We start from the raw sequence: 12,947 nt of genomic DNA on the forward strand, positions 1-12,947 counted from the left end.
CATGAGGGTCAGAGCAGCTTCACCAGCCAGGTGATGATGAAGGCTCCCGGTACCAGCAGGGCTTGGCCCAGCAGAGACCCCAGAAAGCGCGAGCCCATCAGGAGTACATAGATCTTCCCGAGCTGGTCACGGTATTCCACATTCTCCGTTGCCTTATGGGTGATGATTCCCAGCTGCGGATCGATGAACACCGTCAGCAGTATCGTTGCTATCCCGTTAATCAGGCCGGATGCCTGGGAAGCAGTGGTGCTGAATTCCGGCAACAGCTTGGCCGCATACATCGAGGATAATACGCCAACTGTGTAGAAGGCCGTCACGAAGACATTCATCACGATGAAGCGTTTGGGAATTCCAAGATAACGGAAGCTGCTCAGCCTGACCTTCGGTCTGCGGATATATTTGCGCGTATTCTTGAGCTGGCTGACCGTTACACTCGTCAGCAGCTTAGGGATAGATCCTTCGATCTCCAGCTTGGAGATCACTCTTGCGAACAGTCCTACGAAGGTTGGAAACAACGCAATCGCGATCAATGTCCCCAGTGAAGAAGCCAGCATAATAATCCGCAGATAGTTGAGCAGCGGGAAGCTGTCGTCAGCTTTGGCATAATCTACGAACTTCGCCGTTAAGGGACCTTGTACCATATTTGCGGTTCTGGAGACCAGCACGATAATTCCGGTCAGGGATAAGGCGATAGCGATCTTGTTCAGCTTCACTCCCGCAAACCGCACCGAATACGACAATGTCTCCGCTGTATGAATAATCAGAGTCAACAGGCATACCACTAATAAGCTGTTCGTCATTTACGGTTACTCATCTCCAAATCAGGCAGCCTTCGGCAGATGACCGGTATTCTTGTTCCAGATTATTACAGACCGGATCGCCTCACTTAATATATATTCTTCTTCCTATATAATCCAGAATCAATTTTGTAAGATTTGGTCCACCGTCCAGCAGAACAGAATTCCGGCTGTATACCGGACCAGATCAATCCACAGGAAGCCGTGGCCGAGAATCAAGCTGCCAAGGGTTGTAGCACGCACATGCAGAATCCACTCTGCCTGGTAGAGCTGGCTGAACTCAATTCCGAAGCTAAAGCACAGGCTAAGGACAAGCGACATCCATAGCGGATGCCGGATCAGCAGCACCCGGGAGGCAAGGTAGATCATCCCTGCCCAGATCGCATCCCCAAAGTGTTCGCTGACAAAGTGCGGCAGCGAGTTCCCGTATGCCCTGGTCCCAAGACCCAGCAGGGTGGCTAGCAGTACTGCGCCGCAGTAGATCATTCTGGATTGTAAATTCAAAATCCGCAATCGAAACTACTCCTTCATCAATCAAATACAATCTTTCGCGGCGCAGATGTATCCCGCACGAACAGCTTCGGGGGATAAGGGATCGTTAGCCCGGGCAGTTCATCTTCCTTGAAGAATCTCAGCTCCTCCGCTTCTCCGTCCAGGCTTCTGAGCTGGCCTTTAACAATGACGCATTCAAATACAATAACCGTGTACTCTACCTGATCCCCATTGCTATATTCATATCTGAATTTCTCACCGCCGAATACGCCGATAACCTGTTCAGGCGTAACCATTAAGCCGGTCTCTTCGAACACCTCTCTGCGCAGCGCCCTGGACGGGGTCTCTCCAGGTTCAACCGCTCCGGCTGGCAGGCCCCATAAGGTCTCATCCTTTTTGCGGATCAGCAGAATCCGATCCTGTTCATCTCTTACTACAGCCGCTACAGACGGCATCATTAACAGCCCGCCTCCGGCCTTCCCGCGCAGCTCCCGGTAATACTCAGACATTGACATGAAGCTTCCTCCTGACTTGATTTCAATTGGTCCCTCTATCCTTCTTAATTCCAGCCTATAGCTCATCCTTGCGGAAAGAAACCGGATGAACCACGAAGTCATCCGGCTGATTCTCACAATCCGTCAGCTCTACGTTATAGAACTCCTGAGTCTCGGAGAGCCCTATCGCTCTGCACACATATTCAATCTTCCCGCCGTCGCCTGCCCAGTCCCGGCTGTTGTCCACCGTCCAGTGCAGCACCCTGCCATCGTTGTAGAAATCATGAACATACGGCCCGCTGTCAACACCCCACTGAAGCATGGTAAGGTTATCTCCCTTGCCTTCATTAAATCTATGTATCATTTCTGTAATTCTGTCCAAATCCAGCTGATCAAAATGCGTAATCAAGTCCCGCTGGTCCCTGACCAAAGGGACGGGCTTGTTGACTTCCCGTATCAGCATTAGCGATAGTACTGCAATAAGTAGCGTTTCAAGAATTATAATAGACCGGCTGTATTTGCTGAAAAAGTTGTTCATGTTCCCTCCCGCACTACGGTTAATAAATAAACCGGGTTAGCACTATATTTGACATGGTTGTATGATATTCCTTGTCTGACAGGTTATATAACCCAAAAATACCTCCAGACATACGCCGGAGATATCTTTGGGTTCTTTTGTTTTTTGTATTCACATTCGTCACCCACTCCTTACCCTTCGCCAAGCTCCGGTGCCTCCAGCAGCGGCAGCCCGCGGCGGCGGGTGCGGAAGGTCCACAGCAGATCCGCTGTGAACAGCAGCAGCACTCCGGGAAGCAGCGGCAGCCATGCCTGTTCAACCTGCCGGTACAGGGAATGAACCATCGGCTGAATGGCATAGATGCAGATAAGGGACAGGCCCCACCAATACAGCGAGAACTTCAGGCAGATATGCCCCTTGAGCTGGTACGGCATTGCTGAATAATCCCACCACTGTCGACGAAACATCCTCTTCAGCAGCCAGCCGCTGACAAATTCCACAGCCGATGGAATAAGCAGTGCCAGCAGCAGGAAGGACAAGAAGGGAAGCCTGCTCTCATATGCCGCCAGCAGCAGCAAGGGAGCGCAGCCATACATGGGCTTGAACGGCCCTTTCAGGAAGCCTTCTTTGCGAAAGGTACCTGCGCTGTAGAGGTTATAGCTGCCTTCAAGAACCCACCCCATGAACGAGTAGACAGTGAAATAGAACAAGGATGGACTCACCGCCGCCAATGCACTGTACCCGCTCTGTATAAGCAGTATTGCCATTATAATTCTGCCGCCTCCTGATCCATTAATATACTAATCCAGGCTAGTATGCCTCGGGGAGCGGCTGGTTATGAGGGAATCTGAGTGAAGACGGCTTGGCGTGTCGGCCCATATTATAGGATGAATAAATACATATTTTTTTATATATGACACATTATATATTGCGTAATCCACATATAATACGTATTATTAAAGAAGAATCAACCGATATCTGATGGAACTGGAGGAAGAATGTGATTGATTTGACATCCCGTCAACTGCTGATTATTGAAATTGTCAAAAAACACGCCCCGATCACCGGCGACCAGATTGCCGAGCAGCTTCAATTATCGCGCCCGACGATTCGTTCAGACCTGTCTGTGCTGGTCATGCTCGAATACATTGACGCCAAGCCGAAGGTCGGCTACTTCCTGGGCAAGAAAGTGTCGGGGAAGCTGAAAGGCAGCGATGTGCTTAAGGAGACGAAGGTTGCCGCCATTCTAAGCACACCGATTATCGTTCGTGAAACGGCAACCATCCAGGATGCGGTGGTGACTTTGTTCCTGCAGAACGTAGGGACGCTGGTGATCTGTGATGAGGAGAGCCGGATGACCGGGGTCGCTTCCCGCAAGGACTTCCTGAAGGTAACCTTAGGCAACCCCGCTGCGGCAACGATGCCGGTTAGCATGGTAATGACCCGGCGCACCAAGGTCGTGACGGTCTCCCCCGAGGAGACCGTTCTGGAGGCTGCATCGAAAATGATTGTTCATGAGGTCGATAGTCTGCCAGTCCTTCACCCTGCATTCAAGCAGGCGGACATGGGCCAGGAGGTAATCGGACGGCTGACAAAGACAGCGATTATCAAGCTTCTCTTAGAATTCGAGCTTAACGTTTGACAGGAGGGAACCTATACCCAATGGAGCATTCGTCACAATTCATCACCATTTGTTCGGACTCGCTTGGCGATACAGCCGAGGCAGTGGTGCAGGCTGTTATTCACCAGTTCCGGAATAGTCCGGTCACGATAAGAAGATACGGCAATGTCAGACACGAGGACGAGCTGCGCAAGCTGCTGGAGGAGACTGCACAGCTTCACGGATTTGTCGCCTATACACTGGTGCAGCCGGAGCTGAGAGAGGTCATCCGGGAAGAGGCGGTCCGCCTGGACCTGAGGATCGTTGATTTGATGGGTCCCATGATGCAGGCCTTCATCGATACGTTCGATGATAAGCCGCAGGCAAGACCCGGTCTGCTGCATCAGCTTGATGACAATTATTTCAAGCGTATGGAAGCCATCGAATTCACCGTCTCCTGTGATGAGGGCCGGGATCTGTCAGCCTTGCCCAGGGCAGATATTGTATTGCTGGGAATGTCCCGCACCTCCAAAACGCCGCTTGGCATCTTCCTCGCGCATCGCGGCAACAAGGTCCTTAATCTGGCGGCCGTCCCGGAAATGGCCCCTCCGTCCCAGCTGTTCACCCTGCCGCCGAACCGGGTGTTCGGGCTAACCATGAAACCGGAGATGATGCTCAAGATCCGCTCCGAGCGGCTTAGGGCGCTGCATCTGCCGGAGACCTCACAATATGCTAGCCTGGCACGAATCGAGGATGAGATTCAGTATTCCAATGTATTGTTCGGCAAGCTGGGCTGTCCGGTTATTGATATTACCAACAAGGCCATTGAAGAGACCGCAGGAATAATTATGGGCTATATAGCCGATTCGGAAGATTAATACTAGAACACCACTGGAGGGGAAGAATATGGAACGAGAGCTGGCATTGGAAATTGTAAGAGTGACTGAACTGGGGGCGCTGGCAGCAGCACGCTGGACCGGCCGCGGGGATAAGATGGCCGCTGATGATGCGGCTACAACGGCAATCCGTACCATGTTCGATTCCGTATCCATTGATGGAACGGTCGTTATCGGTGAAGGCGAAATGGACGAAGCGCCCATGCTCTACATCGGAGAGCGGGTAGGCAACAGACGCGGACCGGCGGTAGATATTGCTGTAGATCCGCTGGAGGGTACAGAGGTTGTCGCTTCCGGTCTGCACAATGCGCAATCCATTATTGCGGTTGCCGATAGAGGCACTCTCCTTCACGCACCGGATATCTACATGGAGAAGCTAGCCTGCGGCCCTGAACTGGCCGGCAAGCTGAGTCTGGACGACGATCATGAGACAACGGTCCGCAGAGCCTCCGCGCTGACCGGCAAAGCCTTATCCGATCTGACCGTACTGGTGTTGGACCGCAAGCGGCATGAAGCCCTAATCGCTACATTACGGCGTCTGGGCGTGCGCATCCGGCTCATTGGGCATGGAGATGTAGCCGGTGCAATCGCGGCGGCCCTGCCGGACAGTAATGTCGATCTGTACATGGGCTCAGGCGGTGCGCCTGAAGGAGTCCTTGCTGCCGCTGCGCTGCGTTGCCTTGGGGGAGAGATACAGGGACGGCTGCTGCCGGAGAACGCTGTTGACCTTCAGCGCTGCCTGAGTATGGGGATTACGCATCCTGCACATATACTCACCATGGAGGATATGGCTGGAACCGGTGATGTAATTTTTGCAGCCACCGGTATTGCTTCTGGAGAATTTCTGAGCGGTGTCCGGCAACTATCGAAGGATCGGGCCGAGACACATTCCGTTATTATGCGGGCGAGCAGCCGTACCATCCGTTATCTGCGCACCATCCACTACCTTCCCGGGAAAGTGATTCCTCAAGGAACGAGCGAGAGCGTCGATATGGCAGCCGGGTAAGCGTAAAAGGATGAGGAATAATGATTCACATCAGAGGGCAGAGGGCTTGGCTGTACTTCTGCCTTCTGCCCTCTGATAGTCTAACTGGTCAATTATAGGTCTTCTGTTCCCGCTCCAGCGTTCCTAATTCTTCGGGAGCGGATCGGGATGAGCGGTTTCGGCCGGTTTGGCTTCCCAATCATCGGCTTCCGGTTCAATATCCACACCGTTTTCCATTTTTTTGCGTTCCGCGAGTGAATCCCCGTCTTTATTCTCTTTGTTGCGGATGTCTGCTTCATTGCCGGATTGATCTGACATGTGAACTCCTCCTTGTTATGCAAGCTGTGCGTTTTGAATTACTTAGTTATAGTTACCCGCAGACCCCTTTTGCAAACATCCCGTCTGAACAAAGCTTCTTCTCCCTTTCTTTTTCCTTTTCTCCTTCCACTTGCCATTCAGCGGACGGGCCCCTCTTATTCATAATAGACACGAAACACAATGTCCTGCTCGTAATTCCCGAAGCCGCGCCCGAATAACGTTAAGCCGCCCCGCCTTCGGGTCGTGTCTTCTGCCGTGAACCTGAAGCTCCACTGGTCCTGCTGCCAGCCCACCTGATCGATGGTAACTGCCGATATCTGCTGCCCGTCTATGTAAGTGCCTCCCGCATTAATCCGCAGCACCTTCAGCAGCCCGTACTGGTTCACATCCGATTGCCACCAGGCTGGAGTCAGCCGGCCTCTCATCACGCCGAAGTCACCGGGGCTGGTCCATTTGCCAAGCGAAATGCCATTCATCATAAAAGAGATATCCGAAGGCCACTTCTCGTTCACACTCGGTGCCTCCGAGCCGATCTCCATGGAAATCTCAATCTCCTGCACCGTCTGATCCATGAACAGATAATTCGGAACCTTATATTCCACGTATCCTTTGGCGAACCAGAGAATGCCGGCATCCACCCGCTGCGGGTCCAGGAAATAACGCGGGTCGTCATAATACCCGATCAGCTTCTCGGTTGTGGCAATGCCGCAGGTCGGTGAAGCTTCAAGATCGGTGTAATGGCCCACAGGGACAGAGACCTCCACTACCTTGCGGGCGATGCCTTTGGCCCCGGATAATTTAATCTGCAAGAAATTCGCGGAAAGGGAGCAGAATTTATAAGTCCCCCCGTCGATCCGCTTCATCTGGGAGCTGACAATGCCGGCCTTCTGCAGCTTGGCTACATGCGAGCTGACAATGGCACTGCTGAGATACAGCCTGGCTGCAATCTCCTTAATATGCATCTCCTCGCTGCTAAGCAGATCGATGATCCGCAGCCTCACTTCACTGGCAAGTGCTTCATAGACCTTCAACGATTCGGAATCTGTGGTTAAATACATCGGTGGCCCTCCGTGCTCTTTGAATTAGTTATTAAGTTAATCCTGAAATTAGTTATTGCTTAGTATACCCCGTAATTCGTATCATGTAATCATAAACGGGCTTGAACGATTAGCTATTATATTAATCTAATACAAAGGAGCTTCTAACTATGAGCATTCAATCCAAGATGATTGTCGACAAAGACTTCAAGCTGGCCGAGGTAGATCCAAGGCTGTACGGTTCCTTCATTGAACATCTGGGCCGGGCCGTCTATGGCGGAATCTATGAGCCGGGACATCCTACCGCTGACGAGAACGGGTTCCGCAGCGATGCCCTCCAGGCTATCAAGGCACTGCGCGTACCGATCATCCGTTATCCGGGGGGCAACTTCGTATCCGGTTATAACTGGGAAGACGGCGTTGGACCCAAGGCGGAACGGAAGCGCTCTCTTGAACTTGCCTGGTGGGTTACAGAGACTAACCAGGTAGGCACGAATGAATTCGCCGATTGGGCCAAGCTGGCCGGTTCTGAAGTGATGATGGCAGTGAACCTGGGCACACGCGGAATCGACGCAGCAAGGAATCTCGTCGAGTACTGCAACCATCCCTCCGGCTCTTACTGGAGTGACCTGCGGATCTCTCATGGCTACAAGACGCCGCACAACTTCCGCACCTGGTGTCTGGGCAATGAAATGGACGGTCCATGGCAGATCGGAGCCAAGACTGCCGTCGAATACGGAAGACTCGCCAATGAGACCGCCAAAGCGATGCGCTGGGTAGATCCTTCCCTGGAGCTTGTCGCCTGCGGCAGCTCGGGCAGCAGTATGAGCACTTTTGCCGAATGGGAAGCTACAGTCCTGGATCTCACCTATGATAATGTCGATTTCCTCTCGCTGCATACTTACTACAATAACAATGATGGGGATACAGCGAATTTCCTGGCCCAATCGCTTGATATGGATCAGTTCATCGACAGCGTAGCAGCAGTATGTGATTATATCAAGGCCAAGAAGAAAAGCAAGAAAAAGATTTACCTGTCCCTCGATGAATGGAATGTCTGGAAATCGCAGGGCTCTAGCCGTGCCGAGCAGCACTGGCAGATTGCACCGCCTGAATTCGAGGATGTCTATACCCTGGAGGATGCGCTGGTGGTGGGCTGCTGCCTGATCAGCCTGCTCAAGCATGCAGACCGGGTCAAGATGGCCTGTATCGCCCAGCTCATTAATGTCATTGCCCCGATTATGACGGAGGACGGCGGACCGCTCTGGCTGCAGACCACTTATTATCCTTACATGCATGCCTCCATCTACGGCCGGGGAACAGTGCTGCACCCGCTGATTACAAGTTCGAAATATGATTCCAAGGATTTCACCGACGTTCCATATCTGGAAGCGGTCAGTGTATACAATGAGGAGCTGAACGAGGTTACTGTGTTTGCAGTGAACCGCCATCTGAGCGAAGGCATGGAGCTGGCGGTTGATCTGCGGAGCTTCGGCGCTGTAGAGGTTATTCAGCACACGGTTCTTGAGCATGAGGATCTTCAGGCGGCCAATACCCGCTCCAACCCGTCGAATGTGCTTCCGCACAACCGGGGAACAGCAGCCACAGACGGCGGCCGGGTGAGCGCAATGCTTCCGGCTGCTTCCTGGAACGTAATCCGGCTGCGGGTGAACGGCTGATTACTGAATGCTGCAAGCTCAATGGTACATGATCCAGGCGACTAGCGGTCCGGCGATGGAGCCGACAATCGCGCATACGGTCATGGCTACAGAGCTCATGGAGACGGACTCCTCGCCGTATTCCAGTGCTTTGGCTGTGCCGAGGGCATGGGAAGCTGTGCCCAGGCCAATGCCGATCCCCGACTCGCTGCGGATTCTGAACAGCTTGATAATGTAGGGGCCGCCAATCGCTCCCGTGAAGCCGGCAACCATCACGAACACGGAGGTCAGCGATGAATCTCCGCCAAGATTGCTGGAGATCTGGATCGCTACAGCGGTGGTAATCGACTTGGGCAGAATGGACAGCACGTACAGCTTGGAGAAGCCGAGTCCGGCTGCCATCAGCAGCCCGCTGAACATTCCGACCATAAGTCCGGTGACCGTTCCGCCGAGAATGGCGGGGAGATTCTTCCACAGTACATGCCGCTGTTTGTATAAGGGATAAGCCAGCGATACTACCGCTGGTCCCAGCAGGCGGTTAATCCAGTCGCCGCCGATCATATAAGTCTCATAAGAGATATGGAAGCCCATGAGCAGCACAACAACCGTGAACGTTGCCGTCAGTGCGGGCAGGAGGACAGGAAGACGGTAGCGTCTGTACAGCATGGACATGACCAGATAGATCACAACGTTCATCAGCACGAAACCAATGGCCAGCAGAATTCTCATGCTTCCTTCCCCTTCCCGTGGAGATTACGGGCACGGTACGTCCGGCGTGTTAACCGTTTGACGCTGCGGGCAGCAATCCACTGGCTGGAATGTGCTGTAACAACCATGGTCAGCACACTGCTGATGACAAGAATACCAATCAGGAGCAAGCCTCTTCCGCTGAAGATATCCAGATGATTCATAATGCCTGCGGTGGCCGGGATGAAGAACATGGGCAGATACGCCAGTATAAAGGACGAGCCGTTCTCGATCAGCTTCACGGGCACAATCTTTAGCAGCAGCAAGACGAAGAGCAGCAACAGTCCCACGATACTGCCTGGAATCGGCAAATGCAGCAGCTCTTGCAGATAGTCTCCAGCCAGGAAGAACACATACAGCAAGCAGACCTCGGCGATAATGCGGATGATTTTCATAATGCAGGAATCCCTTCAAACTTGAAATGACGATCTTAAGCAGCTGCTTACCGGCAGCAAGTTGACCTCCTAAGAGTAGCAGAATTTTCAGTAAATTTTCAATAAGTTTTCGACTCTTCTATGTACTTTCATAATGGTGCAAGCGGAAGCAGGAACTGCCGCAGAATCTCCAGATTGCAAAAAGAAACGGATGACGCCCTGGGGCTGCATCCGTTTCTTTTTAGATTCTCAGTACGTTCTCCTGCCCGTTGACGCCTCCCTTAGACCCACTCCACCACCTGCGAAGCGGTCCGCCGGGTCTTGGCACGCGGCTCGCCGGTACGGTAGCCGAAGGCTACCATGCAGGCCAGCCCGAAATGTTCAGGGTCCATAATCCCCTCGTCGGCCAGAAGCTGCTCCATCTTCAGCTTATCGAAGCCTTCAATCGGACAGGAATCGACGCCGATCAGCGCGGCTGCGGTCATCATATTGCCAAGGGGCAGATACGTCTGACGCGCCCCCCACTCGAAGATCGCCCGCTCATTGCCAGCCAGGCCGAAATCGTTTTTCAGGAATGCGCCGAAGACCCGCTGCTTGCCCTCTGCAATCTCAACCGGCAGCTTCTGCACCTCTGACATCATACTCTGAATATATTCTGAGTCAGCTGCCAGATCACGCGGCTGTCTGGCCAGAATAAGCACGAAATGGCTTGCGGTCGGAAGCTGCTTCTGAGCTCCCCAGGCGTACGGCAGCAGCTTCTGCCGGAGCTCCGGGTTCTGGACCACTACAAATTTCCAGGGTTCGAAGCCGAACGAGCTCGGTGACAGACGTCCCGTCTCCAGAATGAAGCCGAAATCCTCCCCGCTGATTTTTCTGCTTCTGTCGAATTCTTTGGTCGCATGTCTGTACTCATAGGCCGCCAAAATCTGCTCTTTCGTCATTTGAGTTGCTGTGCTTGTGTTCTCCATCCTCCATACTCCCTTTCTGTGTACCGTTCATGATAAGGAATTGACGTTTTCCTGTTCCCATGCCTATAGTAATGGATATACAACACATTTAGAAGTACGCACATTTATGTGATGTAGTATACAAAATGATACTAAGGAGCGTGTTCAATGATGCGCGACCGTAAAGGCGGTTTCGGCACCTGCCCGGACGGCAAGGGCCCTGCTTGTCCTGTAGAATTCACCCTCGATGTTATCGGCGGCAAATGGAAGGGTGTGCTCTTGTACCATATGATGGATTCCACCGTCCGGTTCAATGAATTCCGCCGCATCTGCCCCGGCATCACCCAGCGCATGCTGACCCTGCAGCTCCGCGAGCTGGAGGAGGATGGCGTTGTACACCGTGAGGTCTATCATCAGGTGCCCCCGAAGGTCGAGTACTCCTTGACTGATTTCGGCCGGTCTCTGATTCCGATCATCAAGCTGATGAGAGATTGGGGTCTGGAGTACCAGGCGAAGCAGCAGACTTCAGAGCGTCCAGCTATAGACACCGGAGTGTAGCAGAGCGCACAGAATAGGGATGCAGCAACCCGCTGCATCCCTTCGCTATCTTCCAGCCTATCATGAATCTTCGAAAAACTCCTCCGCCTTCTGCTTATGCTCCTCCTTGACCTGTCCGGCAATAGCCCGGATGCCCGCCGCCATGACTGCAGCATCGTCTGTGAAGCCCAGGCCGATCAGCGCATCGGGAATAGCATCGATCGGGGAAATGAAATACGCCAGCGCTCCAAAGGCAATCCCTTTCGCCCATAGCGGTGTTTTGGCATCCATAGCACAGTAGTACATGGCTATCGCTTCTCTGGTGAAGGGGATTTTACCGGCGGCTTTCCTGGTTTTGCTCCAGAAGCTCTTCTTCACCAGCTCCTCATTCTTCTTGTCATACTCAAAGCTCTCCACCAATACTCCCGCCGGCAGCTTACCTGTCTGATTGTCCATCTGTAATTCCCTCCCGGTGATTAGACTGCCTTCACATGGCCTCGCGCCAGCCCTTACTATATCATCACACCATTCCCTTGCTGCTAATCACTGTAGCCTGTACCGCTTCTTTTAGGAGCCCAGATGCTCCTGGAAGAACAGTGCCGTCTGTCTGCGCTGGAATTCGCTCACCTCATGCCCGGAGAACGGATAATCCTTAATCTCCTTAGGCGACTCTATCCGGTTATACGCGGCATAGATCGTCTCCGGCATACATACCGTATCCTTCCAGCCTACAGACATCAGGACAGGGACAGTGAAGCGGTGAGCCAGATTAACGATGTCGAAAAAGGCCAGATTCTCCAGCACACGCTCCAGGTGCTCCGGATAACGCTTCAAGTATTCCGCGATCTCTGTAAGTGAGCTGGTGGAATTCAGCACACCGAAATCCAGCCGGCACAGATTAGGAATATCTGCGGCTACCGCAGCCACGCGGCGGCTGAGCGCCCCTGCCAAGAGAGCGATCCCCCCGCCCTGACTGGCTCCTGTAATCGCAATGCGCTCCGGATCAACCCCTGGCAGCTGTGCTGCCGTCTCAATGGCCCGGACGGTATCTATAGCTAACGCCAGATAATAGGATTGCTCCTTCTCCAGCAACCCCTGGGTAATCCAGCCTCTGACAATGCCATGCTCCTGCGGCAGCAGATTGCCCGTCTCGCCTAGCTGTCCACGAACATCTACGGCGAGGACAGTGTAGCCAAGCAGCAAGAAATGTGCGTAACGCTCGGGATATCCCCGGTCTCCAGTATAACCTGGAAAGGTCACAACACACGGCCGGTCTCCAGTGTTCTCTGTATCACCGGCAGGCTGGATATACCAGGCATTGATCGTAGTCTCCCCATAGCTCATGTAGCTGACCTTACTCACCTTCATGCCCGGATAGGGGGTCTCTTCAGGGGTGAGGGTCACCTCCAGCGGCTGCTCTTCATCTTCCGCGAGCAGCTCATTCCAGAATTCATCAACCGTCTCCCGGTCCAGAGTCGGCTCTGGACGGCAGTTCTCAAGCTCTTGCTTACGCGCTTCTATTGCATTCATCTCAATTCCTCCTGTTGT

Annotated in this window: 17 protein-coding genes; 5 read left to right on the top strand and 12 right to left on the bottom strand. The window is 53.1% G+C overall.

Annotated features, from left to right (window positions below; translation table 11 throughout):
• Positions 1-8: 8 nt before the first annotated feature.
• From NSS64_RS15990 to NSS64_RS16010, 5 genes are all read right to left on the bottom strand, one after another.
• Positions 9-800: a lipid II flippase Amj family protein gene (locus NSS64_RS15990; RefSeq protein ID WP_340754296.1), complete on the bottom strand. Its 792-nt coding sequence runs from the start codon at positions 798-800 to the stop codon at positions 9-11.
• Between the two features lie 120 nt (positions 801-920).
• The gene (locus tag NSS64_RS15995; protein ID WP_341140750.1) at positions 921-1,310 is read right to left on the bottom strand and encodes a ribosomal maturation YjgA family protein; all 390 of its coding nucleotides are present in this window, start codon (positions 1,308-1,310) and stop codon (positions 921-923) included.
• Between the two features lie 17 nt (positions 1,311-1,327).
• Positions 1,328-1,804: an NUDIX domain-containing protein gene (locus NSS64_RS16000; RefSeq protein WP_341140751.1), complete on the bottom strand. Its 477-nt coding sequence runs from the start codon at positions 1,802-1,804 to the stop codon at positions 1,328-1,330.
• Positions 1,805-1,859: 55 nt separating this feature from the next.
• Complete coding sequence (locus tag NSS64_RS16005) at positions 1,860-2,105, bottom strand: hypothetical protein (RefSeq protein ID WP_340992453.1); 246 nt, start codon at positions 2,103-2,105, stop codon at positions 1,860-1,862.
• A gap of 386 nt (positions 2,106-2,491) precedes the next feature.
• Positions 2,492-3,067, bottom strand: coding sequence for a putative ABC transporter permease (locus NSS64_RS16010; protein ID WP_341140752.1), 576 nt, complete (start codon positions 3,065-3,067; stop codon positions 2,492-2,494).
• A gap of 233 nt (positions 3,068-3,300) precedes the next feature.
• Between NSS64_RS16010 and NSS64_RS16015 the strand changes: the two genes are divergently transcribed.
• From NSS64_RS16015 to glpX, 3 genes are read left to right on the top strand one after another with little or no spacing between them, the layout of a single operon-like run.
• Positions 3,301-3,942 carry a helix-turn-helix transcriptional regulator gene (locus tag NSS64_RS16015; RefSeq protein WP_341140753.1) on the top strand — a complete coding sequence of 214 codons (642 nt, stop codon included), beginning with the start codon at positions 3,301-3,303 and terminating at the stop codon, positions 3,940-3,942.
• Between the two features lie 20 nt (positions 3,943-3,962).
• Positions 3,963-4,778: a pyruvate, water dikinase regulatory protein gene (locus NSS64_RS16020; protein ID WP_341140754.1), complete on the top strand. Its 816-nt coding sequence runs from the start codon at positions 3,963-3,965 to the stop codon at positions 4,776-4,778.
• Between the two features lie 28 nt (positions 4,779-4,806).
• Positions 4,807-5,802 carry a class II fructose-bisphosphatase gene (glpX, locus tag NSS64_RS16025; RefSeq protein ID WP_341140755.1) on the top strand — a complete coding sequence of 332 codons (996 nt, stop codon included), beginning with the start codon at positions 4,807-4,809 and terminating at the stop codon, positions 5,800-5,802.
• A gap of 123 nt (positions 5,803-5,925) precedes the next feature.
• Here the strand turns inward: glpX and NSS64_RS16030 are convergent, their stop codons facing one another.
• Both NSS64_RS16030 and NSS64_RS16035 read right to left on the bottom strand, forming a co-directional pair.
• Complete coding sequence (locus NSS64_RS16030) at positions 5,926-6,099, bottom strand: hypothetical protein (RefSeq protein WP_341140756.1); 174 nt, start codon at positions 6,097-6,099, stop codon at positions 5,926-5,928.
• Positions 6,100-6,254: 155 nt separating this feature from the next.
• Positions 6,255-7,157 carry an ArsR/SmtB family transcription factor gene (locus NSS64_RS16035; protein ID WP_340941570.1) on the bottom strand — a complete coding sequence of 301 codons (903 nt, stop codon included), beginning with the start codon at positions 7,155-7,157 and terminating at the stop codon, positions 6,255-6,257.
• Between the two features lie 149 nt (positions 7,158-7,306).
• Here NSS64_RS16035 and arfA point away from each other — a divergent pair, with 149 nt between their 5' ends.
• Positions 7,307-8,815 (top strand): arabinosylfuranosidase ArfA, encoded by a 1,509-nt coding sequence (gene arfA / locus NSS64_RS16040; RefSeq protein ID WP_341140757.1) that lies wholly within the window; start codon positions 7,307-7,309, stop codon positions 8,813-8,815.
• A gap of 18 nt (positions 8,816-8,833) precedes the next feature.
• Here the strand turns inward: arfA and NSS64_RS16045 are convergent, their stop codons facing one another.
• From NSS64_RS16045 to NSS64_RS16055, 3 genes are all read right to left on the bottom strand, one after another.
• Positions 8,834-9,523, bottom strand: coding sequence for an LrgB family protein (locus NSS64_RS16045; RefSeq protein WP_076073978.1), 690 nt, complete (start codon positions 9,521-9,523; stop codon positions 8,834-8,836).
• Positions 9,520-9,936, bottom strand: a complete 417-nt coding sequence (locus tag NSS64_RS16050; RefSeq protein WP_036695124.1) for a CidA/LrgA family protein — start codon at positions 9,934-9,936, stop codon at positions 9,520-9,522. Before NSS64_RS16050 ends, NSS64_RS16045 begins: the two co-directional genes overlap by 4 nt.
• 260 nt (positions 9,937-10,196) lie before the next feature.
• On the bottom strand, positions 10,197-10,883 hold the full coding sequence (locus NSS64_RS16055) for an NAD(P)H-dependent oxidoreductase (protein ID WP_341140758.1): 687 nt from the start codon (positions 10,881-10,883) through the stop codon (positions 10,197-10,199).
• A gap of 150 nt (positions 10,884-11,033) precedes the next feature.
• Between NSS64_RS16055 and NSS64_RS16060 the strand changes: the two genes are divergently transcribed.
• A complete protein-coding gene (locus NSS64_RS16060; RefSeq protein WP_340992448.1) occupies positions 11,034-11,420 on the top strand; it encodes a winged helix-turn-helix transcriptional regulator in 387 nt (128 codons plus the stop codon).
• A 60-nt stretch (positions 11,421-11,480) separates the two neighbouring features.
• Here the strand turns inward: NSS64_RS16060 and NSS64_RS16065 are convergent, their stop codons facing one another.
• Positions 11,481-11,855 carry a YkvA family protein gene (locus tag NSS64_RS16065; protein WP_051493493.1) on the bottom strand — a complete coding sequence of 125 codons (375 nt, stop codon included), beginning with the start codon at positions 11,853-11,855 and terminating at the stop codon, positions 11,481-11,483.
• A 111-nt stretch (positions 11,856-11,966) separates the two neighbouring features.
• Complete coding sequence (locus NSS64_RS16070) at positions 11,967-12,929, bottom strand: acetylxylan esterase (RefSeq protein WP_341140759.1); 963 nt, start codon at positions 12,927-12,929, stop codon at positions 11,967-11,969.
• Positions 12,930-12,947 lie beyond the last annotated feature (18 nt).

The sequence above is a fragment of the Paenibacillus sp. FSL H8-0122 genome (assembly GCF_038005345.1).
Taxonomy (GTDB): domain Bacteria; phylum Bacillota; class Bacilli; order Paenibacillales; family Paenibacillaceae; genus Paenibacillus_AQ.

Bases quoted from the DNA above. Each gene is read 5' to 3' on its own strand.
- arfA (WP_341140757.1), top strand. From the start codon at position 7,307: ATGAGCATTCAATCCAAGATGATTGTCGACAAAGACTTCAAGCTGGCC.
- NSS64_RS16005 (WP_340992453.1), bottom strand. From the start codon at position 2,105: ATGCTTCAGTGGGGTGTTGACAGCGGGCCGTATGTTCATGATTTCTAC.
- NSS64_RS16035 (WP_340941570.1), bottom strand. From the start codon at position 7,157: ATGTATTTAACCACAGATTCCGAATCGTTGAAGGTCTATGAAGCACTT.
- NSS64_RS16000 (WP_341140751.1), bottom strand. From the start codon at position 1,804: ATGTCAATGTCTGAGTATTACCGGGAGCTGCGCGGGAAGGCCGGAGGC.
- NSS64_RS16070 (WP_341140759.1), bottom strand. From the start codon at position 12,929: ATGAATGCAATAGAAGCGCGTAAGCAAGAGCTTGAGAACTGCCGTCCA.
- NSS64_RS16030 (WP_341140756.1), bottom strand. From the start codon at position 6,099: ATGTCAGATCAATCCGGCAATGAAGCAGACATCCGCAACAAAGAGAAT.
- NSS64_RS16050 (WP_036695124.1), bottom strand. From the start codon at position 9,936: ATGAAAATCATCCGCATTATCGCCGAGGTCTGCTTGCTGTATGTGTTC.
- NSS64_RS16065 (WP_051493493.1), bottom strand. From the start codon at position 11,855: ATGGACAATCAGACAGGTAAGCTGCCGGCGGGAGTATTGGTGGAGAGC.
- NSS64_RS16055 (WP_341140758.1), bottom strand. From the start codon at position 10,883: ATGGAGAACACAAGCACAGCAACTCAAATGACGAAAGAGCAGATTTTG.
- NSS64_RS15990 (WP_340754296.1), bottom strand. From the start codon at position 800: ATGACGAACAGCTTATTAGTGGTATGCCTGTTGACTCTGATTATTCAT.
- NSS64_RS16010 (WP_341140752.1), bottom strand. From the start codon at position 3,067: ATGGCAATACTGCTTATACAGAGCGGGTACAGTGCATTGGCGGCGGTG.
- NSS64_RS16060 (WP_340992448.1), top strand. From the start codon at position 11,034: ATGCGCGACCGTAAAGGCGGTTTCGGCACCTGCCCGGACGGCAAGGGC.
- NSS64_RS16020 (WP_341140754.1), top strand. From the start codon at position 3,963: ATGGAGCATTCGTCACAATTCATCACCATTTGTTCGGACTCGCTTGGC.
- glpX (WP_341140755.1), top strand. From the start codon at position 4,807: ATGGAACGAGAGCTGGCATTGGAAATTGTAAGAGTGACTGAACTGGGG.
- NSS64_RS16045 (WP_076073978.1), bottom strand. From the start codon at position 9,523: ATGAGAATTCTGCTGGCCATTGGTTTCGTGCTGATGAACGTTGTGATC.